At 70.9% G+C, this 23,949-nt stretch carries 17 protein-coding genes; 12 read left to right on the top strand and 5 right to left on the bottom strand.

Annotation, left to right across the window (positions count from 1 at the left end; genetic code table 11):
* Window positions 1–9 precede the first annotated feature (9 nt).
* The gene (locus tag ACWGO0_RS06290) at window positions 10–1,560 is read right to left on the bottom strand and encodes an acyl-CoA synthetase (RefSeq protein ID WP_453528810.1); all 1,551 of its coding nucleotides are present in this window, start codon (window positions 1,558–1,560) and stop codon (window positions 10–12) included.
* The gene (locus ACWGO0_RS06295) at window positions 1,557–2,666 is read right to left on the bottom strand and encodes an NAD(P)H-dependent flavin oxidoreductase (protein ID WP_453528813.1); all 1,110 of its coding nucleotides are present in this window, start codon (window positions 2,664–2,666) and stop codon (window positions 1,557–1,559) included. Before ACWGO0_RS06295 ends, ACWGO0_RS06290 begins: the two co-directional genes overlap by 4 nt.
* Window positions 2,667–2,862: 196 nt before the next feature.
* On the opposite strand from ACWGO0_RS06295, the gene ACWGO0_RS06300 reads away from it, so the two are divergent.
* Window positions 2,863–4,764, top strand: coding sequence for a serine hydrolase (locus ACWGO0_RS06300; RefSeq protein WP_453528816.1), 1,902 nt, complete (start codon window positions 2,863–2,865; stop codon window positions 4,762–4,764).
* 63 nt (window positions 4,765–4,827) lie between these two features.
* Here ACWGO0_RS06300 and ACWGO0_RS06305 read toward each other — a convergent pair whose 3' ends face one another.
* The gene (locus ACWGO0_RS06305) at window positions 4,828–5,907 is read right to left on the bottom strand and encodes a LacI family DNA-binding transcriptional regulator (RefSeq protein WP_453528819.1); all 1,080 of its coding nucleotides are present in this window, start codon (window positions 5,905–5,907) and stop codon (window positions 4,828–4,830) included.
* A gap of 224 nt (window positions 5,908–6,131) precedes the next feature.
* Between ACWGO0_RS06305 and ACWGO0_RS06310 the strand changes: the two genes are divergently transcribed.
* Genes ACWGO0_RS06310 through ACWGO0_RS06360 form a run of 11 tightly spaced genes read left to right on the top strand, consistent with a single transcriptional unit; the run spans window position 6,132 to window position 20,061 of the window.
* Complete coding sequence (locus tag ACWGO0_RS06310) at window positions 6,132–7,397, top strand: ABC transporter substrate-binding protein (RefSeq protein WP_453528822.1); 1,266 nt, start codon at window positions 6,132–6,134, stop codon at window positions 7,395–7,397.
* Window positions 7,398–7,409: 12 nt separating this feature from the next.
* The gene (locus ACWGO0_RS06315) at window positions 7,410–8,375 is read left to right on the top strand and encodes a carbohydrate ABC transporter permease (protein ID WP_453528825.1); all 966 of its coding nucleotides are present in this window, start codon (window positions 7,410–7,412) and stop codon (window positions 8,373–8,375) included.
* Window positions 8,362–9,252: a carbohydrate ABC transporter permease gene (locus tag ACWGO0_RS06320; protein WP_453528828.1), complete on the top strand. Its 891-nt coding sequence runs from the start codon at window positions 8,362–8,364 to the stop codon at window positions 9,250–9,252. The genes ACWGO0_RS06315 and ACWGO0_RS06320 overlap by 14 nt, the downstream gene beginning before the upstream one ends.
* A 53-nt stretch (window positions 9,253–9,305) precedes the next feature.
* Entirely contained in the window at window positions 9,306–10,070 is a 765-nt protein-coding gene (locus ACWGO0_RS06325; protein ID WP_453528831.1) for an SDR family NAD(P)-dependent oxidoreductase, read from the top strand.
* Window positions 10,058–11,845, top strand: coding sequence for a heparinase II/III domain-containing protein (locus ACWGO0_RS06330; RefSeq protein WP_453528834.1), 1,788 nt, complete (start codon window positions 10,058–10,060; stop codon window positions 11,843–11,845). The genes ACWGO0_RS06325 and ACWGO0_RS06330 overlap by 13 nt, the downstream gene beginning before the upstream one ends.
* Before the next feature lie 3 nt (window positions 11,846–11,848).
* A complete protein-coding gene (locus tag ACWGO0_RS06335; protein WP_453528837.1) occupies window positions 11,849–13,834 on the top strand; it encodes a hypothetical protein in 1,986 nt (661 codons plus the stop codon).
* A gap of 4 nt (window positions 13,835–13,838) precedes the next feature.
* A complete protein-coding gene (locus ACWGO0_RS06340) occupies window positions 13,839–14,441 on the top strand; it encodes a DUF624 domain-containing protein (RefSeq protein WP_453528840.1) in 603 nt (200 codons plus the stop codon).
* Window positions 14,438–15,520 (top strand): DUF1565 domain-containing protein, encoded by a 1,083-nt coding sequence (locus tag ACWGO0_RS06345; RefSeq protein ID WP_453528843.1) that lies wholly within the window; start codon window positions 14,438–14,440, stop codon window positions 15,518–15,520. Before ACWGO0_RS06340 ends, ACWGO0_RS06345 begins: the two co-directional genes overlap by 4 nt.
* A gap of 47 nt (window positions 15,521–15,567) precedes the next feature.
* Window positions 15,568–16,671 carry an SGNH/GDSL hydrolase family protein gene (locus ACWGO0_RS06350; RefSeq protein WP_453528846.1) on the top strand — a complete coding sequence of 368 codons (1,104 nt, stop codon included), beginning with the start codon at window positions 15,568–15,570 and terminating at the stop codon, window positions 16,669–16,671.
* An 11-nt stretch (window positions 16,672–16,682) separates the two neighbouring features.
* A complete protein-coding gene (locus ACWGO0_RS06355) occupies window positions 16,683–19,082 on the top strand; it encodes a polysaccharide lyase 8 family protein (RefSeq protein ID WP_453528849.1) in 2,400 nt (799 codons plus the stop codon).
* 4 nt (window positions 19,083–19,086) lie between these two features.
* Window positions 19,087–20,061, top strand: a complete 975-nt coding sequence (locus ACWGO0_RS06360; RefSeq protein WP_453528852.1) for an acetylxylan esterase — start codon at window positions 19,087–19,089, stop codon at window positions 20,059–20,061.
* Between the two features lie 10 nt (window positions 20,062–20,071).
* Here the strand turns inward: ACWGO0_RS06360 and ACWGO0_RS06365 are convergent, their stop codons facing one another.
* Window positions 20,072–21,631 carry a phytoene desaturase family protein gene (locus ACWGO0_RS06365; RefSeq protein ID WP_453528855.1) on the bottom strand — a complete coding sequence of 520 codons (1,560 nt, stop codon included), beginning with the start codon at window positions 21,629–21,631 and terminating at the stop codon, window positions 20,072–20,074.
* Window positions 21,632–21,681: 50 nt separating this feature from the next.
* Window positions 21,682–23,934 (bottom strand): tetratricopeptide repeat protein, encoded by a 2,253-nt coding sequence (locus ACWGO0_RS06370; RefSeq protein ID WP_453528858.1) that lies wholly within the window; start codon window positions 23,932–23,934, stop codon window positions 21,682–21,684.
* Between the last annotated feature and the right edge of the window lie 15 nt (window positions 23,935–23,949).

A 23,949-nucleotide genomic window follows, 5' to 3' on the forward strand; every position in this document is an offset into this window, starting at 1 on the left:
GGCCGGGGTTCACATCGCGCGCGTGTGCCCCTCCCAGTACGGCTCGCGCAGGCGTCGTTTGTAGAGCTTGCCGTTGGGGTCGCGGGGCATCGCCGTGATGAAGTCGACGCTCTTGGGGCGCTTGTACCCGGCGAGCCGCTCCTCGCAGTGGGCGAGGATCTCGGCGGCGAGGCCGTCGCCGGGCTCGTGCCCCTCGGCGGCTTCGACGACCGCCTTGACCTCCTCGCCCCAGTCGGCGTGCGGGATACCGAAGGCCGCCGCGTCGGCGACCGCCGGGTGGGTGAGGAGGGCGGCCTCGATCTCGGCGGGGTAGATGTTGACCCCGCCCGAGATGATCATGTCGATCTTGCGGTCGCGGAGGAAGAGGTAGCCGTCCTCGTCGAGGATGCCGAGGTCGCCGACGGTGAAGAAGTCACCGATGCGGTTCTTCGCCGTCTTGGTCTCGTCCTTGTGGTAGCTGAAGCCGCCCGTGCTCATCTTCATGTACACGGTGCCGAGTTCACCGGCCGCGAGGCGGTTGCCCTCGTCGTCGAACACGGCGAGTTCGCTGATGGGCCAGGCCCTTCCCACGGTGCCGGGCTTCTTCAGCCACTCCTCCGCCGTGGCGAACGCGCCGCCGCCCTCGCTCGCCGCGTAGTACTCCTCGACGCACCGCCCCCACCAGTCGATCATCGCGCGTTTGACGTGGTCGGGGCAGGGGGCCGCCCCATGGATCGCGTGCCGCATGGCCGACACGTCGTACCGCTCCCTGACCTCGGCGGGAAGGGCGAGCAGGCGGTGGAACTGCGTCGGGACCATGTGGGTGTGCGTGCAGCGGTGTACGTCGATGGCGCGCAGCATCTCCTCCGGGGCCCACCTGTCCATCAGGACGAGTGGATGGCCGATGTGCAGGGAAGCGCCCGCGAACTGGAGTACGGCCGTGTGGTAGAGCGGTGAGCAGACCAGGTGGACGTTGTCGTCGAAGGGCCTGATGCCGAAGATGGCGAGGAAGCCGCCGAGGTGGTTGTCCTCGGGGAGCCTGCCGGAGAGCGGCCTGCGGATGCCGCGCGGCCGGCCCGTGGTGCCCGAGGTGTAGTTCATGACCCAGCCCAGGGTGCGGTCACCCGGCGGGGTGTCCGGCTGTCCGTCGAGCAGTTCCTCGTACGGGCGGAATCCCTCGGCCTCTCCCACGGCGAAGCGGTGGCTCGCGGGGAGTTGCGCCTCGTCGGCCGCGGCGGTCGCGGCGTCGGCGAAACGCTCGTGGGCGATGAGCACCTTGGCGCCGGAGTCGGAGACGATCCAGGCGATCTCCGCGCCGACGAGGTGGTGGTTGACGGGAACGAGATAGAAGCCGGCCTGGGTGGCGGCCAGATAGGCGGTGAAGAACTCGGCGCCGTTGGGCAGGACGACGGCGAACGCGTCTCCCTGGCGCAGCCCCGCGGCGCGCAGCCCGTTGACCATGCGGTTGGCGGCGGCGTGCAGCCGGCCCGCACTCCATTCCTGGCCGTCGGGTGCGACGAGGATCGTGCGGTCGGGGGTGGCGGTGGCCTGGGCCCAGAAGCCGTTGGGTGGCTGGTTCATCGGGCGCTCCGTCCTGCGATGCGGTTGATGCGGTCCACGGCGCGTTCGAAACCGCGCGTCAGGTCGTCGAAGACGGCCTGCACACTCCGCTCGCTGTTCATCGATCCGACGATCTGGCCGACCGGTGTGCCGAGCAGGGACCCGACCTCGTACTTCTGGATCCTGGACACGGCATCGGCGACAAGGAGTCCCTGGAGCGGCATGGGCAGGGTGCCGGGTCCCTCCTGGTCGTCCCAGGCATCGGTCCATTCGGTACGCAACTGGCGTGCGGGTTTCCCGGTGAGGGCGCGGGAGCGGACGGTGTCGCCGGAGCCCGCTTCGAGGAGCTTCCGAGTGAGTGCGCGGGAGTGGAGGTCGGCTTCCTCCGTGGTGAGCCAGAGGGAGCCGAGCCAGACGCCCTGGGCGCCCAGGGCGAGTCCTGCGGCCATCTGTTCGCCGCTGCCGATGCCGCCCGCGGCGAGTACGGGGAGGGGTCCGACGGCGTCGACGACCTCGGGGACGAGCACCATGGAGGCGATCTCGCCGGTGTGGCCGCCCGCCTCGTACCCCTGGGCGACGACGATGTCGATGCCCGCCTCGGCGTGGCGCCGGGCGTGCTTGGCGCTTCCGGCGAGGGCCGCGACCAGGACGCCGTGGGCGTGGGCGCGGGCGATGACGTCGGCGGGCGGGGAGCCGAGGGCGTTGGCGAGGAGTTTGATCGGGTAGTCGAAGGCCACGTCGAGCTGGTTGCGGGCCACCTCTTCCATCCAGCCGGTGATGCGCCAGCCGGACACCTCGCCCGCCGCGAGTTCGGGGACTCCGTGCTTGGCCAGGGTCTCCTGGACGAATCTGCGGTGCCCCTCCGGGATCATCGCTTCGACATCGGCCTCCGTCACCCCCTCGACCTTCTTGGCCGGCATGACGACGTCGAGGCCGTACGGCCTGCCGTCCACATGGGCGTCCATCCAGTCGAGATCGCGCGCCAGGTCGTCGGGGGCGGTGTAGCGCACCGCTCCGAGTACGCCGAGTCCGCCCGCTCTGCTGATGGCCGCGGCCACTGCGGGGAACGGCGTGAAGCCGAAGATGGCGTGCTCGATCCCCAGGTTCCTGCTCAGCTCCGTCTCCATGGGCGGCAGGATGCCGCAGCGAAGCGGGCGAGGGAAGAGCTTTTCTGACGCCTTGTCAGATTCTTTGTTCCGTCAGGGGCGTACGGGGCGCCGGAGGTGACAGTAATCTCTGCGGCGGCAGGAAGTTTCACTGTCGGCCGAGATTTCGAAAGTTACTTTCGCGCACGTGCTTCTACAGGTGGGAGAGGGGTTCCGGATGACCGAGGACGCGAGGAATGCGGACGCGAGGAACGCGGAGAGCGCCACGGACGCGGGAATCAGCCGTCGGAGGCTGAGCAGCGGGATACTGGCCCTGGGCGGCGCGCTCGCCCTCGCACCGATCCCCTTCGCGGGGACGGCGGTCGGCGCGCAGCGGAACGCGGGAGCGTCCGGCGCGAAGGTGTCGGGCACAGGGTCGGAGGCCGGTACGGGCATGGGATCAGCTCCGGGGCAGCGGCCCACGCTGCGTCGCGGTTCCGCCGAGAGCGCCGGGCTGCTGCGGGAACCGCTGGATCAGCTCGTCGTCGATGCCGAGGCCTACCTCGCCGACTCCCCCAAGCACCCGTGGTACGCGGGCGCGGTGCTGCTCGCGGGGCGGGGCGGCACGGTGGCGCTGCACCGGCCGATCGGCAAGGCGGTGCGCTACGCGGCGTACGACGAGAAGACCGACAGCGGCGTGGAGTTCCCGGCGGACCAGCAGATCGCGATGGCCGAGGACACGGTCTTCGACCTGGCGTCGGTCTCGAAGCTTTTCACCTCGATCCTGGCGGTGCAGCAGATCGAGCGGGGTGCGCTGGAGCTGGACGGGAAGGTCGCCTCGTATCTCCCCGACTTCGCGGGCGGTGGCAAGCAGGACATCACGGTCCGTCAGCTGCTCACGCACACCTCGGGCTTCCGCGCCTGGATTCCGCTCTACAAGGAGCCGACCCGGGAAGGAAAGCTGGGGCTGCTGTGGAAGGAGGTGCCGGCCAGCGTGCCGGGTACCAAGTACCTCTACTCCGACCTCAACCTGATCTCCCTGCAGTTGGTCCTGGAGAAGATCACCGGTCACGCTCTGGATGTGCTGCTCCGGGATGAGATCACCGCTCCGCTCGGGATGCAGCGCACCCGGTTCAACCCGCCCGCATCCTGGAAGCCGAAGATCGCCGCGACCGAGGACGCCCGGCTGCCCTGGTCCGGCCTGGAGCGCGGCCTCGTGTGGGGCGAGGTCCACGACGAGAACGCGTTCAGCCTCGGCGGGGTCGCGGGTCACGCCGGCGTCTTCTCCTGTGCCTGGGATCTGGCGATCCTCGCCCGTACGCTGCTCAACGGCGGCGTCTACGGCAGGTCCCGCATCCTGTCCGAGGACTCGGTGGAGCTGATGTTCACCGACTTCAACACCGCGTTCCCGGGTGACGAGCACGGTCTGGGCTTCGAGCTCTACCAGCACTGGTACATGGGCGCGATGGCCACTCCGCGCAGCGCGGGACACACGGGCTTCACGGGGACCAGCCTGGTCCTGGACCCGTCGACGGACTCCTTCCTGATCGTCCTCGGCAACTCGGTCCATCCGGTGCGCAGTTGGCGGTCCGGGAGCGCGCCCCGGGTGGCCACCGCCAACCAGATGGCGCGGGCCGTCGCCGTCTCGCCCGCCGCGGGGCGCACGGCCTGGTTCTCGGGGATGGCGAGCAGCGCGACCACCACCCTCTCGCTGCCCGCGCTGCGGCCGGTCTCCGACCGGGTCCGGCTGAGCTGCGCGCTGTGGTGGGACACCGAGCCCGGTGCCGACGGGCTGTATCTGGAGGCTTCGGCGGACGCGGGGGCGAGCTGGCAGCCGGTGCCGTTCACGACGGAACGCACAGGCGGGGGCCACGGCGCGGCCCCCGAACCGCACCCGACAGGCGCGGTGTCCGGCTGGTCGGGCCGGGTCTGGCACCGTCTCGACGCGGACCTGGCGCCCTGGCGCGGGACGGAGGTGCGCCTGCGCTGGCGCTACGCCACGGACCGGCTGTACGTGGGGCGGGGTGCGTACGTGGACTCCATCCGGGTCGAGGACGGCGACCACACGGTGTTCAACGAGGCGCGGCCGAGTGACGCGCGGCGCATCGAAGCGGTGGGGTGGACGGTGTCGGCCGACTGAGGTTACGGAGGGGCGGGACCCGGCCCGGGGCGACCGCGCGAGCGGACGGGCGGGCCCGCGCCCTCACGCCACGGGTTCGGGCGTCGGCGTCGGTACCGTCACCGGTGCCGGCGCCGTCGACTCCCGTACCACCAGACGCGGGCGGATCAGCAGCGAACGCCCCGCCGAAGGCGCCGAGTCGATTCTCGCCCTCAGCTGCGCGAACGTCTCCGCCGCCATCTCCGTCAGCGGCTGACGGACCGTCGTGAGCGGCGGCTCGAAGAGGTCGGCGAGCAGGATGTCGTCAAAGCCCACCACCGAGACGTCCTGCCCCGCCGTGCGCCCCGCGTCCTTCGCACCCCGGCAGATGCCGATCGCGCACATGTCGTTGATCGCCACGAACGCGGTGGGCGGACGCGGCCCGCAGAGCAGTTCCCGGGCGGCATTGCGCCCCAGCTCGGCGGCGTCCTTGTCACCGAACTCGGTCGTCCCGGCCCCGGGCCAGACGATCGCGTCGGCCGGGTCGAGGCCCGCCGACTCCAGCGCCGCCCGGAAGCCGCGCAGCCGCTCACGCCGGTTGACGCTGTTCACCGACCCCGAGATGAACGCCAGCCTCCGGTGGCCGAGTTCGATGAGATGACGCGTGGCGAGCTCGGCGCCCATCGCGTTGTCCACGCTGATGCTGGCGAGCGACGGCGGGTCCCCCGCCTGCGCCGTGCGGTCGAAGGCGACCATCTTCAGACCACGGCTGAGCAGCGGCGTCATATGGTCGAGCGAGGGCAGTGAGGAGCAGAGCACCACTCCGCTCACCCCGTCCGCGAGCAGTTCCTCGCCGTACTTGAGCTCACGGGCCGGGTCGCGCTCACTGTTGCAGAGCAGTACGTGGTAGCCCTCGGTGAGCGCGATGGCCTCCAGCTCACGGGCGAGGGAGCCCCAGAACGGGTTCGCGACGGACGGCACGATAAGACCGATGACCTTGATCCGGCCGGTGCGCAGCATGCGCGCCGCCCGGTTCGGCCGGTAGCTGAGCTGTTCAATGGCCTGCTCGACGCGGGCCAGGGTGGCTGCCTGCATACGGTCGGTACGCCCGTTGAGGACGTTGGAGACCGTGCTGGCCGACACCCCCGCCGCCGCAGCGACCTCATGAATCGTTACCCCGCTCATGCCACCTCCGGTTCGGAATGCACTCCAACTCTAGTGTACCGATTTACTGAACGCACTCCACCGGTACACCTGTTAACAAGCCTGAAAATTCTTGTGCATCAGCTGTTGACGCCGCTCTCACAGCGTTCCTACTCTCAGTGCATCGATTTACCAGCACTTCCCAGCCATACCTGGGGTGACATGACTGGATCGATCCACTACCTCCACCTCAAAAGGGGTGTCCCATGGAACTCAACAGACGGTCACTGCTCGCTGTCATCGGCGCGGGCACCGCTGCCGCCCTCACGGGCTGCGGCACCGGCTCCACCGCGTCCGGCTCGGCCGACGGCCCGGCCGAGGGCGAGATCACGCTGCTCACCCCGATCTTCGAAGGCGCCGACGGCAAGACCCTGTTGGAAGAGAAGATCCTCGGCGGGTTCCGGAAGAAGTATCCGGACGTCAAGGTGAACGTGGACTACACCACGTACGCACAGCTCAACGAGAAGATCACCACCGGCCTCGCGGGCGGGCTGCTGCCCGACGTGCTCATGATGGGGGTCGGCTGGATACCCCCGTTCGCCGCCAAGAAGGCGATCGCCGAGCTGCCCGAGAAGCTGGCGACCGCGCACGACTACGAGGAGCGGGTCCTCGACCCGTCGCGCCACGACGGCAAGCTGTACGCGCTTCCCGTCGTCCTCGACACCCGCATCGTGGTCTACCGCAAGGACCACTTCGCGGAGGCCGGGATCAAGAAGACCCCGGAGAACTGGGCCGAACTGCGCGCGGTGGCCAAGCAGTTGACGAAGGACGGCCGCGTCGGCTTCGACCCGTTCTCCATCGACCTGCGCCAGTGCTGGGAGACCTTCCTCTTCGCCAACGGCGGCCAACTGTTCAGCGAGGACGGCAAGAAGGTGCTGTTCACCGACTCCCGCGGGGTCGAGGCGCTGCAGTTCTTCAAGGACCTGGTCAAGGACGGTTCGGCCGACTACGCGAAGAAGACGGACGCCGGCGCACCGGCCAACGTCCAGACCGGCAAGGCGTCGATGATGATGTCGACCAGCGCCCTCTGGAAGCAGGTCACGGAGCAGAACCCGGAGCTGATCGAGGAAGACAAGCTGGGCGCGTTCATCCTCGCCAACCGCAAGCCCGCGATGCTCCAGGGCGGCACGCTCGCCTCCCGCTCCGCGAGCTCCAAGCACCCGGCCGCGGCCCTCGCGCTCGTCGAGTACCTCGCGTCGCCCGAGTCGATCCTCGGTGCGGCCGAGCAGCGTGGTTCGGTGCCCGGTCTGCGGGACCTGAACGACACGGGCTATGTGAAGGAGAACGAGTTCGTCGATCTCTCGCTGCAGAACCTGGAGCACGCCGTCTCCGAGGGCGGCACCGCGGCCTGGATGGAGATCCGCGAAAAGATCAAGCCGACGCTGGAGCCCGCGATCGTGGGCGACCAGTCGGCGAAGGACGCCATCGCGGAGCTCGGCCGCCTCGCCGAGGCCGCGATCGGCCGGATGTAAGGACCCGTACCTGTGGGAGCGACATCCGTGGTGAAGGCACGGCCCGCGCGGCCCCCTTCACTCCCTGAGAAAGCGGCGCCCAAGCGCACCGGCCGGACCCCCACGGGTCCGGGCCGGCGCAGGCGCAGGGCAGGCATGCTCATGGTGGCGCCCGCGCTGCTGCACGCCTCGCTGTGGATCGGTCTGCCGGTCGTGGCCTCGGTCGCCCTGGCCTTCACGAAGTACGACGTGCTGACGGCGCCGCAGTTCGTGGGTCTGGACAACTTCCGGGACATGCTGGACGACGCGGTCTTCCGCAAGTCCATCGTCAACACCGTCATCTACACCTTCTTCACCGTGCCGTTCGGCATGCTGCTGGGGCTGCTGCTCGCACTGGCCCTGCACACCGGTCTGAAGGCGCGCGGCATCTTCCGTACCGCGGTGTTCCTGCCGCAGGTCACGGCGACCGTCGCGATCGCCCTCGTCTGGCTGTGGATCTACAACCCGGGCAACGGGCTGCTCAACGCGCTGCTCTCGTTCCTCGGCATCGACGGTCCGGCCTGGCTCAACTCCACGACCTGGGCGATGCCCTCGGTCATCCTGGTCGGCATCTGGCAGGGCATCGGCATGAAGATGCTCATCTACTTGGCCGCCCTGCAGTCCCTGCCGAGGGAGCTGTACGAAGCGGCGGCGGTGGACGGCGCGTCCAAGGTGCGGCAGTTCTTCTCGATCACGCTGCCGCTGCTGAAGCCCGCCACGTTCTTCGTGCTCATCACCTCGATGATCACCGCGTTCCAGTCGTTCGACCAGATCTACATCCTGACCGACGGCGGCCCCGCCAACAGCACCACGATGATGACGTACGAGATCTACAAGTCCGCCTTCCGGGAGTTCCGCGTCGGGTACGCCTGCGCGCAGTCACTGGTGCTCTTCGTGCTGCTGATGGGCTTCACCCTGGTGAACCGGCGGATCATGGGAGGCACCCGTGGCCACAGCTGAGATCCACACACGGCGCAAGCCTGTCTCCGTCGGACGGATCGCGCTCTATGTGACGCTCTCCGTGATCTCCCTGCTGATGGTGGTGCCGTTCGTCTGGATGGTGCTCACCTCGCTGAAGACGCCGGTGGAGATCGCCTCGCAGGACGCCGGACTGCTGCCGGAGCACTGGGAGTTCGGGAACTACGTCGACGCGCTGAAGGCGGCGCCGTTCGCGACGTACGCCCGCAACAGTTTCATCATCGCGATCAGCCACACGGTGCTCAATGTGCTGGTGGCGTCGATGGCGGGTTACGCGCTGGCGCGGATCAAGTTCCGTGGCAGCGAGGTGATCTTCCTTCTCTTCATCGCGGCGCTGATGATCCCGACGTACACGAAGGTGCTGCCGGAGTTCCTGATCGTCCGCTTCATGCCGCTGGCCGGCGGGAACGACATCCTCGGCCAGGGCGGCAGCGGGTGGCTGGACACCTGGTGGGCGCTCATCATCCCGGGCGCGGTCACTCCGTTCGCGGTCTTCCTCTTCCGGCAGTTCTATCTGGACCTGCCGGTGGAACTGGAGGAAGCGGCGCGGCTCGACGGGCTCGGCGAATTCCGGATCTACGCGCAGATCATGACGCCGCAGGTCAAGCCCGCTCTCACCACGGTGGCGCTGCTGACCTTCGAGTCCTCGTGGAACAACTTCCTGTGGCCGTTGCTGGTGACCCGCACCGACAGTCTGCGGGTGATCCAGGTGGGGCTCTCCGTCTTCAAGACGGAGAACGGCACCCAATGGCACTTCCTGATGGCCGGCACCACGCTGGCCACCCTGCCGATGGTCCTGCTGTTCCTCATCGGGCAGCGCTATTTCGTGCAGGGCTTCGCAACCGCCGGTCTCAAGTGACCGGCGCCGGTCCCTCTGTGACCGGCTCTCGAATGACCGAAAGGGCTTCACCCATGTCTGCTGATCTCAACGGCTCCCGCGCACTGGTGACGGGGGCGGGCCACGGCATCGGCCGTGCCATCGCCGTCGCCCTTGCCGAGGCCGGCGCCGATGTCGCCGTCCATTACCACTCCTCCGCCGACGAGGCCGTACAGACGGTCTCCGCGATCGAGGCGCTGGGCCGCAGGGCGAAGGCGTTCAAGGCCGATGTGACGGTGACGTCCGACGTGGACCGCCTCGTCGAGGAGGCGGCCGGATTCCTCGGCGGCCTGGACGTGCTCGTCTGCAACGCCGGACATCTGATCGGCCGCGCGAAGATCGCCGAGATGACCGACGAGCACTTCGAGCAGGTCGTCTCCGTCAATCTGACGTCGGCCTTCCGTACGGTACGGGCCGCTCTCCCCCACCTGACGAAGTCGAACGCCGGCCGCATCATCACGATGTCGTCGCTGGCAGCGCACAACGGCGGCGGCCCCGGATCGGTCGCGTACGCCGCCGCCAAGGCAGGCATCCGCGGCTTCACGAAGGGCCTCGCGAAGGAGCTGGCCGGTACGGGCATCACGGTCAACACCGTCGCGCCGGGCTTCATCAAGGGCACCGCCTTCCACGACACGTTCACCGCGCCCGAGGCGCAGCAGTCCATGGAGGCCGGGATTCCGGTCGGCCGGGCCGGTACCCCCGAGGACGTCGCTTCGGCGGTCGTCCACCTGGCGTCGCCCGCGTCCGGATTCCTCACGGCCACCACGGTCGACATCGACGGTGGCGCATGGCCGCGTTGAGGCGGATAGCGCGCGAGCGCGGCGGTTGGTGGCACGCGTACGTCTGCCCCGCGCACGGGGTGGAGCTCGACCACGGTGATCTGCTGGCCGGGGTCTTCCCGGACGGCGGTGCGCGGTGCGCGCACGGCTGCCGGGTGGACGACGAGGCGGTGCGCGGCGCCTGGCTGGTGCTGTCGCACCAGGCGTGGGCGCGGCACCTGCGGGTGCTCGCCCACCGGGGCGAGCGCGCGGAGACGGTCGCGCGGCTCGTCGAGTACGCCGGTCTGTACGCGGAGCTCGCCACCGAACGGCACGGCGAGGCGCAGACCTGGATGCTGCGTGGCCGGCTCTTCCACCAGGCGCTGACCGACGCCATCTGGGCGGTGAACATCGGGCACACGGTGATCACGCTCGCCGAGAAGGGGACGGACGGACTGCACGCGGTCCTCCCCCTGCTGGACGATCTGGAGCAGGCGGCGCTGGACGCCCGTGACGTCCTGACCGGCAAGGGACAGCTCGCGTCGAACTACACGGCGTGGCTCAACGCCGCCGGTGCCGCGTCGAGTCGGGCGGCCTCGGCCGTGCGCGGCGGGGACTGGGACGGCGGGAAGCGGTGGCTGGAGGGCGACCACGGTCTGTACGCGCATCTGCGGGTCGCGGTGGCCGATGACGGCTGGGAGTGGGAGGGCAGCACCTACTATCACGGGTTCGTGCTGCGGGCCGCGCTGCTGGCGCTGCGCTCCACCGATCCCTCGGACATCCCGTCCGACGTGGTGGGCGTGCTGGCCGGGATGACGGACGTGCTGGCGGCGATCGCGACGCCCGGCGGTATCCTGCCCGCGCTTCACGACGGGCCGTATCTGCGTAATCCCCTGGCCCTGGAGTGGCTCGAACTGGTTTCGCTGGCGCAGCAGTTGGTGCCTTCGGCCGCGCTGGAAGCGGTGTCCGCGCGGGCCCGTAACGAGCTCGGTGCGGCGGACGACGGGCTCGACGCCGAGCTGGGCGGCTGGTTCGCAGGACCGCCTCTTGGCGAACGCCCCTCCCCCGCACCCGTCACGGTGTTCGCGCGGGCCGGATACGGGGTGCTGCGCGGCGCGGGCATCCACGCCCTGCTGGACTTCGGTCCGCACGGCGGCTCGCACGGGCATCGCGACAAGCTGTCGCTGTACCTGTACGGGGACACCACCCCGTGGCAGCCCGATCCGGGCCAGGTGCCCTACGCCCATGCCGAGTTCCGCGAGCTGTACGCCTCGACGCTCGCCCATCCGGCGTTCCGGGTGGACGGCGGCGAGCAGGCCGAGTGCACGGGCACGCTGCTCGGCTCGGACGCCGGCTCGGTGACGGCCGAGGTGACGACCGCGTACGAAGGAGTGCGCGCGGTCAGGCGTATCGCGCTCGGCGACTGCTATCTGGTGGACCTGCTGACGGTGACGGGGCCGGAGCCCCGCCGCGTCACGGCGCAGCTGCGCCCCGGCACCGCACTGGACGTCCAGGTACAGGCCGCGGGTCCGGTGCGGACGACCTGGTACGGCGAGGAGACCCTGCACGGCTGGCACACCCACACGGACGGGGTGCCGGTGCGTCCGGTGACGACGCCGGGCCCCGGCCCGGCCGACGACCCCCAGCGGACGCGGACTCGCGTCGACTTCACCGCGGACGCCGATCGGGTCATCTTCGCCTCGGTCTACCAGGCGGCGTCCGCGGGTCCGGCGGTGAGCGCGGTACGGCTGGAGGGCGAGGAGCTGACAGTGGAACTGGCGGACGGCTCCACGGCACGATTCCGGACGGAGGGCTGACCCTTGCTGCTGTCGGCGACCCCGCCGCCCGGACCGCGCCCCGCGCAGGAGAACCGGCTGTACGAGGAGGCGGCCCGTCACCGCGGGCTGACCCCTCCCCGTACGCACCCCCTGGCCAGCATCACCTGGCTGGGTCCCGCGGCCTCCAACCCGGCGCTCGCCCACCGGGTCGGCGGCGACAGGGCCCATCTGACGGAGAGCATCCGCTGGATCGAGGCGGCGGTCCGGCTGCCGCACTGGGGCAAGGCCCATATGCCGGACCACGACCTGGACGCGGGCTGGCTGCTGCACCATCTGGCGCTCGCCTACCGGTGGATCGGTGACGACCTGCCGGACGGGCTGAGGGCGCTGCTGCGGTACAAACTGCTGCTCCAGGGGCGGCGGATGTACGAGTTCGCGGTGGCGAGCGAGGGCCGCTGGTGGTCGTCCTCGTACTGGCAGAACCACAACTGGATCTGTTACGCGGGTCTGGCGACGGCAGGCTACGTGCTGGGCAAGGAGGAGTGGACCGAGCGCGCCAAGGACAATCTGGGCCGGGTCCTGGACCTGATGCCCGAGGACGGCTCGCACGCCGAGGGCGTCGTGTACTGGCGCTACGGGGTCCCGTTCCTGGCCGCCCATCTGGATCTCCTCCAGGAGGCCGAGGGCATCGACTGGTGGGGGCGGGGCGGTTTCCTCTCCCGTACCTTCCGCTACCGACTGCACCAGACGGCACCGGGTTTCGCGTTCAACGTCGACCACGGCGACTGTCACGACCGGCGCAGCGGTCACAGCGCCGGGCTGTACTACCGGCTGGCCTCGCAGTACGGCATCGGCGAGGCCCAGTGGATGGGTGATCTGGCCTCGGGCGAACTGCTGTGGCAGGAGGCTGCCGAGAGCGGTGTGCGGCCGGGAATCCTGCCGGAGGCGTATCTGGAGTACCTCTGGTACGACCCGGCGGTGCCGGCCGTGCGTCCGACCGAGACCCGGGCGTTCTTCCCGGATCTGGGGCTGCTCGCTGCCAGGACCGGCTGGGACGCGGACGCCACGCTTGTGTCGTTCAAGGCGAGTCCCGGCGGCGGTCACAAGGCGTGGGAGACGGCGGAGAAGCACCGGGCGGAGCTGGGCTGGGAGACCCTGAACCAGGGGCATCACCATCCGGATTCGGGCTCCTTCGTGCTGGTCTCGCAGGGTGCGTTCCTGGCGGTCGACGAGGGGTACAGCAACCGCAAGCGGGCCGCCCACCACAATCTGCTCCTGGTGGACGGCCAGGGGTACGCCGACGAGGACCGCTACCACGTCTACAAGGACATCCCGTTCGAGCGGCAGGCCCGGCAGCGCGATGTGCTGGTGGACGCCGGGGGCGAGTGGGCGCACTCGACGGCGGAGATCGCCGCGATGTACGACCCGGCTCTGGGTGTCCGGCGGCTCGACCGGACCCTGGTGTTCACCCCGGCCGGGCGGCTCGTGCTGCTCGATCTCGCCGAGGCGGACGAGGAGCGGGAGTGGACGTTCCTGCTCCAGACCGACCGGCCGACCGAGCCGCGGCCCGATGGCACCCGGCTGATCCGTTCGGGCGCGGCCGTGGCCCTGGTAACGCAGTTCGCGCCGCCCGGCGGGACGGTCGTCTCCGGGGTCACGGAGGTGGAGGCCAACCCGACGTCCAGCACGCCGGAGCTGCGCCTCACCCGCACGCTGCACACCCTGCGTTCGACGACCGCCCGGTCCTCGGAGGGCCACTTCCTCACCGCGATCACCCCCGGTGCTTCGTGCCGGGCCGAACGGGCCGGCTGCGCCGAGGGGCACGGTGTCACCTTCGACGGCGGGGAGGAGACCGTGCTGCTGTCCCCCTTCGCGCGCCGCCTCCGCACCGGCACGGTCGTGGCCGACGCGGCGGCCGTGCTGCTCTCCGCGACCGGTGTCCCCTACGTCGTGGGGGCCACCCGTCTGGAGCTGAACGGCCGGGTGCTCCTCGAAGTCCCGGAGCCGTACACAGGAAAGGTCGGCTGAAACCATGCAGGCAACCCTCTCTTCCGCCTGGCCGACGCTGCTGCGGCGGCTGGAGTTCGTGGCCTACCCGGCCGCGGCCGGGGCCGCGTTCGCCGTGCTGTCGCTGGGCGTCGTGACCTGGCTTCCGGCGCTCGCCGCCATGGGCCACGCACTCCAGCGGTGGCGCGAGGAGGGGGACAGCCGCTGCTTCACCAACGCGTTCTCCGCGTTCCCCCGGTACTGGCGGGCGCTGTGGCGGCACGGGCTGCTGTCCACCGTCGCGGCGGCCGTCCTCGCAGCCAACATCGTTTATCTGCTGGGCCGTTCCGAGCCCTGGACGTTCGTGGTGCTCGCCGCGCAGGTGGGCATCGCCGCCGCGCTCGTCATCCACCATGTGGCTCTCGCCGCCTCGGCCGGTCTGGCGCCGGAGGGTTCGGTCCGCTCCTGGTCCCTCGGCGCACTGGCCCTGGGCTTCGGCTCGGCGGCGCGTGGCACCGCTCTGCTCGGCGCGGTGGTCTCCGCCGTGCTGCTCTCGCTCGTCGTACCGCTGGGGCCGCTGCTTCTCGGCCCCAGCATCCCCGTACTGCTCGCTCTGTCCTTCGCAGATCCCAGGAGGCACACCCCATGAGGCAACACTCGTTCACCGTTCTCACCGCCGCGCTGGCAGCGGGTCTCGCGCCGCTCGTCTTCCCGGTCACGTCGGTCGCGGCCGAGGCGGCGACCGCGTACTACGTCGCACCGGCCGGCAGCGACTCCAACGCGGGTACGTCGGCGGGCGCCCCGTTCGCCACGATCCAGAAGGCCATGGACGTGGCCCCGACGGGTGCGGTGGTGAACCTCGCGGCGGGCACGTACCGGCAGGACGTGGTGACCAAGCGCGCCGGGGTCACGCTCACCGGCCCGTCGAACGCGGTCGTCAAGGGGGCGGGCGACGCCCGGATCATTCAGGTCCAGCACGACTCGACGACGCTGAGCGGCTTCACCGTGGACGGACTGCACGGCTCGTCCACCGATGTGTCGGGCTACCGCCTCAAGCTCATCTATGTCATGAGCACGACTCCCAGCAACGGGGTGGGCGCACTGCACATCACCGGTATGACGCTCAAGAACGCCGCCGACGAATGTCTCCGGCTGCGCTACCTCGTCACCGGCGCGGAGGTGAACGACAACACCGTCACCAACTGCGGCGTCGCCGACTTCAAGTTCGGCGGGGGCGGCAAGAACGGTGAGGGCATCTACCTCGGGACGGCTCCCGAACAGCAGGGTGCGAACGGGGCCCCGGACGCGGCGGCCGACATCAGCCGGAACAACCGCATCCACCACAACACCATCGACACCCAGGGCAACGAGTGTGTCGACGTGAAGGAGAACTCGACCAACAACTACGTCGAGTACAACGACTGCGCCGGCCAGAAGGACCCGAGCTCGGGCGGCCTCGACGCGCGCGGCAGCGGCAACATCTTCCGCTACAACACCGTGCACGACAACGTCGGCGCGGGCATCCGGCTCGGCGGTGACACCGCCACGGACGGCATCGACACCAGCGTGTACGGGAACACCATCACCGGGAACGCCGGGGGCGGCATCAAGTTCATGCGCACCCCGCAGGGCCCGGTGTGCACCAACACGATGAGCGGCAACACCGGGGGCAACGCGGTGGGGACGTACGCGGCCGAGTACAACCCGACCGGTGCGTGCCCGCAGTGACCGGCCGGAGACCCGCGAGACGCGGGATTCTGACAGCGGCGGCAGGCATGGCCGGTGTGGCGGCGGTGGCCGTGGCCGCTCCCGGCGCGCAGGCGGCGGAACGCACCGCGGCGGCCGGCTCGCGCTGGTCCACGTCCTGGGCCACGGCGCAGACCGCGCCCACACCGAGCGACATCGTGGCGAGCGCGGGTCTGACCGACGGCGTACACACGGCGGCCGTCCGGCTGTCCGCGGGCGGGCAGGTGCGGCTGCGGTACGGGAACGCGTTCGGCGCCGTGCCGATCCTGGTCGGCCCGGTGACGGCCGACGGGCGCGCGGTGACGTTCGGCGGCCTGCCGCAGGCGTGGCTGGCCGCCGGCGCCTCGCTGATCAGCGACCCCGTCGAGGGGCTGCGGGTCCCCGACCGGGCGAAACTCTCCGTGGAGACACGGCTGCCCGGTCCCACCGGTCCGCTGTCCTTCCACCGCAACACGCACGCCTCGCACACGGTCGACGGTGTGCGCACCACGTCCGTGTTGCTGCTGACCGGCGTCGAGACGACGGGCGCCGCGGGACCGGTGCTCGCCGTGCTCGGCGACTCCATCGCCGAGGGCGTCGGCACCCCGGACGACGCCGATCTGCGCTGGCCCGACCAACTGGCCCGCAGGATTCCCGGTTCGGCGGTCGCCAACCTCGGGATCAGCGGCAACCGGCTGCTGCTGAACGACGCCCGGTTCGGGCCGGGCGGACAGGCCCGCTTCGACCGTGACGTCCTCTCACTGCCTGGCCTGCGCACCGTCCTCGTACATCTGGGCATCAACGACCTCCAGCAGCCGCCGAGCCAGACCGACCCGACGCTCGTCGTGGCCGGTTACCGGCAACTGGTGCTGCGCGCCCACGGCGCCGGACTGCGGATCGTCGGCTCCACCATCGCCCCGTTCGAGGGGTGGGTCCGCTGGACGCCGGAGCTCGACGCCGTCCGGCAGGAGATCAACCGTGCGGTGCGTACAGGGCGCGTCTTCGACGCCTTCGCGGACTTCGACGTCGCGCTGCGCGATCCCGCGAGGCCCGCGCACCTGCTGCCCGCGTACGACAGCGGAGACGGCCTGCACCCCAACTCCTCCGGTCATACCGCGCTCGCCGCGGCCGTCGACCGCCGACACCTCCTGTGAGGGCACCGATCATGAACCCAGGCACCACCCGGCGTACCGTCCTGGCCACAGCGGCCGCGCTCGGCGCGGCCGTCGCCCTGCCCCTCTACCTGACCGGAGCGGGCACCGCGCACGCCGCCGCCACGGACGCCGCCGCGCTGCGCGGTCGCTGGCACACCCTGCTCACCGGCGGCCCCGGGCTCGACCTGACCGACGAGCGGATCGCCGCGGCCGTCGCCCGGATCGGCAGGGCCGGAACCACCGCGGCGAAGGGCCTCGACCCGGCCGCCGCCGACGGTCTGTTCCCCGACCTGACCAGCACCGCACTGTCCAACCACGTCACGACGTCGTTCAAGCGGATCGCCACGGTCGCGACCGCGTGGGCCGTCCCCGGCACCCCGCAGTACGGCGACACCGCCCTGCGCGATCTGCTGCTCGGCGGCATCGACTGGATGCTGACGAACCGTTACGGCCCCGGGCACACCCGCTTCGACAACGACTGGGACTGGGAGATCGGCTCGGCGCTCGCGCTCAACGACGCGACGGTGCTCCTGTACGACAGCCTCGGCGCGGAGCGGCTGGCCCGGATCACGGCGGCCGTGCTCCACTACACGCCCGACCCCAACCTGTGGCGAGCCGACCGGCAGATCGCGACCGGCGCCAACCGGGTGTGGATCTCCACCGTCGTCGCCGTCAACGCGGTGCTGCGCGACGACGGGGACGCCCTGGCCCGGGTCCGCGACGCTCTTTCGGACGTCGAGGGTTCAGGCGCCAACAGCGTCCTGGCCTTCAACGACGCGAGCGCGGCAGCGGCGGGCACGGGCGAGGGGTTCTACTCCGACGGCTCGTTCCTCCAGCACTACAAGCACCCGTACACCGGCGGCTACGGCAAGGAGCTGCTGAACAACCTCTCCCGGCTGCTGAATCTGCTGGCCGGTACGGCGTGGACGGTCACCGACCCCGATCTCGACAACGTACGCGTCTGGGTGGACGAGGGCTTCGACCCGCTGCTCGCCAGGGGCGATGTGCTGGCCTCGGTGTGCGGACGGGAGATCGCCCGCCCCAGCAAGCAGGGCCACGCCTCGGCGCAGACGGTCATCGAGGCGGTCCTGCGGCTGATCCCGGGCTTCCCCGGTGAGACCGCCGACCGTTTCACCGCCCTGGTCAAGCAGTGGATCGCCGAGGACACCTACCGGGACTTCCTGGCGGTCACCGACCTCGCATCGCTGGTCGCCGCCCGCCAGGTCATCGACTCGCCCGTCCCCGCGCGCGGCCCGCTGGTCGCGCACAAGCAGCACCCCCGGATGGACAAGGCGGCGCACCACCGCCCCTCGTTCGCCCTCGGCATCTCCGCGTACTCGACCCGGATCTACAACTACGAGTCGATCCAGAACGAGAATCTGCACGGCTGGCACCTCTCCGACGGCATGGTGCTGCTCCACACCGACGACCTCGGTCACTACAGCGAGGACTACTGGCCCACCGTCGACCCGACGCGGCTGCCCGGCACCACCGTCATCGCCGGCCGGCCCGCGAACGCGGCCGGACAGCGCACCACCAGCACGGCGGACTGGGCGGGCGGCACGGCACTGCCCGGGACGACGCTCGGCGCGTACGGCATGGAGCTGCGGGCGTACGGAAGTTCGCTGCACGGCCTCAAGAGCTGGTTCTGTCTGGACGACGTGATCGCCTGTGTGGGCTCCGGCATCAGCGCGGACGCGGGAACGGCCGAGACGGTCGTCGAGAACCGCAAGCTGCGCGACCCGGCGGCGGCGCTCCTCGTCAACGGTACGGCGGCCCCCACGGGTGCGGGCTGGTCGGCGCAGCTCGACAAGGTCCGCTGGCTGCATATCGCCGGGACCGGCGGCTACGTCTTCCCCGAACCCGTCACGCTCAAGGGGCTCCGTGAGGAGCGCACCGCGACCTGGCGGGAGATCAACCTCAAGTACGGCACGGACACACCGGTCACCCGCCCGTATCTGACGCTGTGGCAGGACCACGGGATCGCACCGGCCGACGCGGGCTACTTCTGGCTCCAGGCACCCGCCGCATCCGCCGAACGTACGAAGCTGTGGTCGGCCTCCCCGCCGGTGAAGCTGGTCGCCCGGTCCACCGCCGTGCACGCGGTACGCCGCTGCGCGGACGGGCTCCTCGCCGCCAACTTCTGGTCCGCGGCTTCGGCGCAGGAGCTGAAGGCCGACGGTCCGGCATCGGTTCTGGTGCGCCCGGAAGGCAGGACTCTGACGGTGTCCCTGTCCGATCCGACGCAGCTGCGGTCCACCGTCTCCGTCGAACTGGCAGGCCGCAGTCTCACGCTCGCCTCCTCGGACCCGGGTGTGAGCGCCGTGCCCGTCACGAACGGCATCCGGATCACCGCCGACACGGCGGGCCGCCGCGGCGCGACTCTCAACCTCACCCTGAAGAGGAGCTAGACACTTGCTGTTCGACATGCCCCTGGAGCGGCTGCGCGAGTACCGGCCGGAACCGGAGGAACCGGCCGACTTCGACGCCTTCTGGGAGAAGACCCTCACCGAGACGGCCCGGCACGATCTGGACGCCGAATTCGTCCCGTACGACGCCGGATTCGCGACCGTCGACGTCCTCGACGTGACGTTCAGCGGCTGGGGCGGCCAGCGGGTCAAGGCCTGGCTGATGCTGCCGCGCGTACGCACGGGCCCGCTGCCCGCCGTCGTGCAGTACATCGGCTACAACGGCGGCCGTGGCATCCCGTACTCCTGGCTGACCTGGAGCGCGCTCGGGTACGCCCACCTGATCATGGACAACCGGGGCCAGGGCGGCGGCGGCAAGAACACCGCGGACACCCCGGACATCCATCCCGAGGGGCACGGCTCGTCCTCCCCCGGCTTCCTCACCCGCGGGATCGAGGACCCCTACCAGCACTACTACCGCCGGCTCATCACCGACGCCGTGCGTGCCGTGGACGCGGCGAAGGCCCATGAGGCCGTCGACGCCTCACGGGTCGCGGTACTCGGCGGCAGCCAGGGCGGCGGGCTCGTGCTCGCCGTCGCCGGGCTGCGGGACGACGTGGCGGCGGCCGTCGCCGACGTGCCGTTCCTGTGCCACTTCCGGCGCGGCTCGCAGATCACGGACGCGGGACCGTACTGGGAGGTCGCCCGCTGGCTCTCGGGGCACCGTTTCCGGGTCGAGGAGGCGATGGAGACCCTGTCGTACTTCGACGGTGCCAACTTCGCGGCGCGGGCGACCGCCCCGGCGTGGTTCTCGGTGGGGCTGATGGACAAGATCTGTCCGTCGTCGACGGTGTTCGCCGCCTACCACCGCTACGCGGGGCCCGCCGAGATCGAGGTGTTCGCGTACAACGGGCACGAGGGCGGCGCGGAGTACGACCTGCCGCGCAAGATGGCGGCCCTGCGCGGCGTGTTCGGTCAGTAGGCCGCTGCGTCTACCGGCCCAGCGCCGCCATCGCGGCGTTGTGGCCGGGGACCCCGCTGACCCCGCCGCCCCGCACCGCGCCCGCCCCGCAGAGCAGCACGTTGGCGTGCGCGGTCTCGACTCCCCAGCGGCCGGTGGATTCCGTCGCGTAGGGGAAGGCCAGGTCCCGGTGGAAGATGTGGCCGCCGGGCAGCCGCAGGTCCTGTTCGAGGTCGAGCGGGGTCTTCGCCTCGATGCAGGGTGCACCGTTCTCGTCGAGTGCCAGGCAGTCGGCGATGGGCTCGTCCAGGTGGGCGTCGAGTTCCGCGAGGGTGGACTTGAGCAGTTCGGCCCGTGCCGCGTCGTTGTCCGCGGTGAAGAGCCGGGCGGGTGCGTGCAGGCCGAACAGCGTGAGGGTCTGGTAGCCGCGCTCCGCCAGGTCCGGGGCGAGGATCGACGGGTCGGTCAGCGAGTGGCAGTAGATCTCGGAGGGCGGCGCGGCGGGCAACCGCCCCTGCCGGGCGTCCCGGTAGGCGTCGGCGAGCTGCCCGTACCCCTCGGCGATGTGGAACGTACCGGCGAACGCCTGCCTCGGGTCGACGGCGTGGTCACGCAGTCGCGGCAGCCGGGTGAGCAGCATGTTGACCTTCAGCTGCGCGCCCTCGGCCGGGGCGGGCGGCTCCTCGCCGAGGAGCGCGGCGAGGGCCTGCGGCGACGCGTTGACGAGGACCCGCCGGGCGCCGATCACCTGCTCCGCGCCGGCCGAGCGGACGGTGACCTCCGCGTGCGTCCCGTCGGTCTCGACCTTGGTCACCTCGTGCGCCGTCCGGATCTCGGCGCCCGCGTCCCGGGCGGCGCGGGCGAGGGCGTCGGTCAGCGCGCCCATGCCACCCACCGGTACGTCCCAGTCGCCGCTGCCGCCGCCGATCACGTGGTAGAGGAAGCACCGGTTCTGGATCAGGGACGGGTCGTGCGCGTCGGCGAAGGTACCGATCAGCGCGTCCGTGAGCACCACTCCGCGTACGAGGTCGTCGGTGAAGTTCTCCTCGACCGCGACCCCGATGGGCTCGTCGAAGAGCATCCGCCAGGCGTCCGGGTCGTCGATCCGGGCGCGCAGCGCGTCCCGGGCCGGCAGCGGTTCGGTGAGCGTCGGGAACACCCGCTCGGCGACCCGGCCCGTCATGGCGTAGAAGCGCTGCCACGCCTCGTACTCCCGGTCGCCGCCGGTGAGCGCGGCGAAGGAGTCCCGGGTGCCGTCGCCGCCGACGAGCAGTCCGGTGGGGCGCCCGTCGCGCACGGCCGGGGTGTACGAGGACACGGTCCGTTTGCGTACGGCGAAGTCGAGGCCCAGGTCGTCGACGATCTTCCTGGGCAGCAGGGAGACCAGGTACGAGTAGCGGGACAGGCGGGCGTCGACCCCGGCGAAGGGGCGGGTCGAGACGGCTGCTCCCCCGGTGGTCCCGAGGCGTTCGAGGACGAGGACGGACTGTCCGGCGCGGGCGAGATAGGCGGCGGCGACCAGACCGTTGTGTCCGCCGCCCACGATCACGGCGTCGTAGCGGTCCTGCGCGGGCGAGTCTTGTTCGGGCATGCACCTTCGTAACACGGGACGATCACCCGTGGCCAGGGGTGGTGGCCGGGCTACTGGGGCGGGGCTCCGCGCTGTCGGCGCAGGGCGGCGACCTGCCGGTACAGCTCGACCGCTTCGGCGCCCCTGCCCAGCTGCTCCAGGCAGTGTGCCTCGTCGTTGCGGCTGGCCAGGGCGTCGGGGTGGTCGGCGCCGAGTACCCGGGTCCGGGCCTCGGCGACCTGGCGGTAGACGGTGAGCGCGTCGGCCCAGCGGCCGAGCCAGCCGAGGCCGACGGCGACCTCGCGCCGGCTGATGAGCGTGTCGGGGTGGTCGGGGCCGAGGCTCCGCTCGCGGATCGCGCACACGTCACGCGATTCGCCGAGGGCCTCCTCCCAGCGGGCCATCCGCCCCAGGTTGACGCCGAGCCCGTGGCGGGCGCGCAGGGTTTCGGCGTCGGCGGGACCGCTGACCCGGGTGCGGTCGTCGACGAGCGCGCGGTAGAGCTCCAGCGCCTCCGCGCTGCGCCCCAGCCGGCCGAGGCTGATGCCGACCTCGTAGCGGGCGGAGAGCGTGTCCGGATGGTCGGAGCCGAACGCCGTGGCACGGGCCTGCGCGACCTCGCGGTACGTCCGCAGGGCCTCCTCCCAGCGCCCGAGCCGGCCGAGTGTGTACGCCACTTCGTACAGGGTGACGAGGGTGTCGGGATGCGTCGAGCCGAGCAGCCGGGTGCGGGCCGCCGCCACCTCGTGCGCCATCCGGTACGAGTCCTCCAGGCGCCCGAGCCTGCTCAGGTTGAACGCCAGGTTGTGGCGGCAGCGCAGAGTGTCGGGGTGGTCGGGGCCCATGGTGCGTTCGCGGGACGCGAGCACGGCCGCGTACATCTGATGGGCTTCGAAGTGCCTGCCGAGCTGCCCCAGGACATAGGCGGTCTCCTGGCGGGCGGCGAGGGTCTCCGGGTGGTCGGGGCCCAGGGTCCGTTCGCGGCCGTCGGCGACCCGGCCGAACTCCCGCAGGGCGTCGGCGGCGCGGCCGGTGCGGCTGAGGGTGAACCCGACCTCGTAGCGGCTGGAGAGGGTGTCGGGGTGGTCGGGGCCCAGCGCGTGTTCGCGTTCGGCGGCGACCGCGCGGTGCACCTCGCCGGCCTCCTCCCAGTGGCCGAGGCGGCCCAGGTTGAGGCCTGCGCTGTGGCGGTTGGCGAGGGTGGAGAGCAGTTCGGGCGAGGGCGTGGGCCGCTCGCCGCGGACGGCCGGGAAGCCGCCGGGGAGGGCGCGCAGATCGGCTCCGGTCGTCCACTCGCCGGTCAGTCCCGCCGAGTGGTCGGGCAGCGGGAAGCCGGCCCCCACCGTGCCGGTCGCCTTGTGCCCCGTCGTCATGTCGCGCGTCCAGGAAGGGAGCCTCGGCGGTCGGGCGGAGGGGTGACCGACGAGGGCGGGAGGTGCGAGGCGGACATGGCCGGACGCCTGGGGCTGTTCGCCGGTCCGGCCCAGTGTGATGCGGCGCCGCAGGTCGCCCGCGTCGGTGGGGCGTTCCTCGGGAGTCTTGGCCAGCAGGTCGAGGACGACCCGGTCGAAGAATCCGGGCAGTTCCGCGCGGTGGGTACGCAGCGGCTCGGGCCGGGTGTCCCGGTGCCCGACGAGGACGGCCCAGGCGTCCTCCAGGTCGAAGGGGGGCACACCGGTGGCGATCTCGTACAGCACGCAGCCCAGCGAGTAGAGGTCGCTGCGATGGTCGATGTCGCCGCCGCTGATCTGCTCGGGCGACATGTAGTGGGGGGTGCCCATGGCGATGCCGGTGCCGGTGAGCCGTGAGGTGAAGCCGATGTCGTGGCCCAGCCGCGCTATACCGAAGTCGCAGATCTTCACCGTGCCGTCGGCGAGGCGCATGATGTTGGCGGGCTTGAGGTCCCGGTGCACGATGCCCTGCTGGTGGGTGTAGCCGAGGGCGTCGGCGACCTGCTCCGCGATGTCGACGACGTCAGGCACGGGCAGCGGGTGCTGCTTGTTGTCCTCCAGGAGCTGGCTGAGGTTGCGCCCGTCGAGGAGTTCCATCACGAGGTAGAGGACGCCTTCGTGTTCACCGAAGTCGTGGACGACAGTGACGCCACGGTGCTGGAGCGCGGCGGCGACCCGGGCCTCGCGGCGGAAGCGTTCCCGCAGAATGCGGGTGAAGGACTGGTCGTGCTGGGGCCCCATGGGTTTGAGGCATTTGACGGCCACGTGTCGGCCGAGCGACTCGTCCCGGGCACGCCACACCTCGCCCATGCCCCCGCGCCCGATCAGATCGAGCAGCCGGTACCGGCTCTGGATCAGCCTGCTCTCCGCCATCGCGTGCTGTCGCCC

The sequence above is a fragment of the Streptomyces sp. NPDC055749 genome, assembly GCF_053617235.1.

Bases quoted from the DNA above. Each gene is read 5' to 3' on its own strand.
- ACWGO0_RS06290 (WP_453528810.1), bottom strand. From the start codon at position 1,560: ATGAACCAGCCACCCAACGGCTTCTGGGCCCAGGCCACCGCCACCCCC.
- ACWGO0_RS06295 (WP_453528813.1), bottom strand. From the start codon at position 2,666: ATGGAGACGGAGCTGAGCAGGAACCTGGGGATCGAGCACGCCATCTTC.
- ACWGO0_RS06300 (WP_453528816.1), top strand. From the start codon at position 2,863: ATGACCGAGGACGCGAGGAATGCGGACGCGAGGAACGCGGAGAGCGCC.
- ACWGO0_RS06305 (WP_453528819.1), bottom strand. From the start codon at position 5,907: ATGAGCGGGGTAACGATTCATGAGGTCGCTGCGGCGGCGGGGGTGTCG.
- ACWGO0_RS06310 (WP_453528822.1), top strand. From the start codon at position 6,132: ATGGAACTCAACAGACGGTCACTGCTCGCTGTCATCGGCGCGGGCACC.
- ACWGO0_RS06325 (WP_453528831.1), top strand. From the start codon at position 9,306: ATGTCTGCTGATCTCAACGGCTCCCGCGCACTGGTGACGGGGGCGGGC.
- ACWGO0_RS06330 (WP_453528834.1), top strand. From the start codon at position 10,058: ATGGCCGCGTTGAGGCGGATAGCGCGCGAGCGCGGCGGTTGGTGGCAC.
- ACWGO0_RS06340 (WP_453528840.1), top strand. From the start codon at position 13,839: ATGCAGGCAACCCTCTCTTCCGCCTGGCCGACGCTGCTGCGGCGGCTG.
- ACWGO0_RS06345 (WP_453528843.1), top strand. From the start codon at position 14,438: ATGAGGCAACACTCGTTCACCGTTCTCACCGCCGCGCTGGCAGCGGGT.
- ACWGO0_RS06350 (WP_453528846.1), top strand. From the start codon at position 15,568: ATGGCCGGTGTGGCGGCGGTGGCCGTGGCCGCTCCCGGCGCGCAGGCG.
- ACWGO0_RS06355 (WP_453528849.1), top strand. From the start codon at position 16,683: ATGAACCCAGGCACCACCCGGCGTACCGTCCTGGCCACAGCGGCCGCG.
- ACWGO0_RS06365 (WP_453528855.1), bottom strand. From the start codon at position 21,631: ATGCCCGAACAAGACTCGCCCGCGCAGGACCGCTACGACGCCGTGATC.
- ACWGO0_RS06370 (WP_453528858.1), bottom strand. From the start codon at position 23,934: ATGGCGGAGAGCAGGCTGATCCAGAGCCGGTACCGGCTGCTCGATCTG.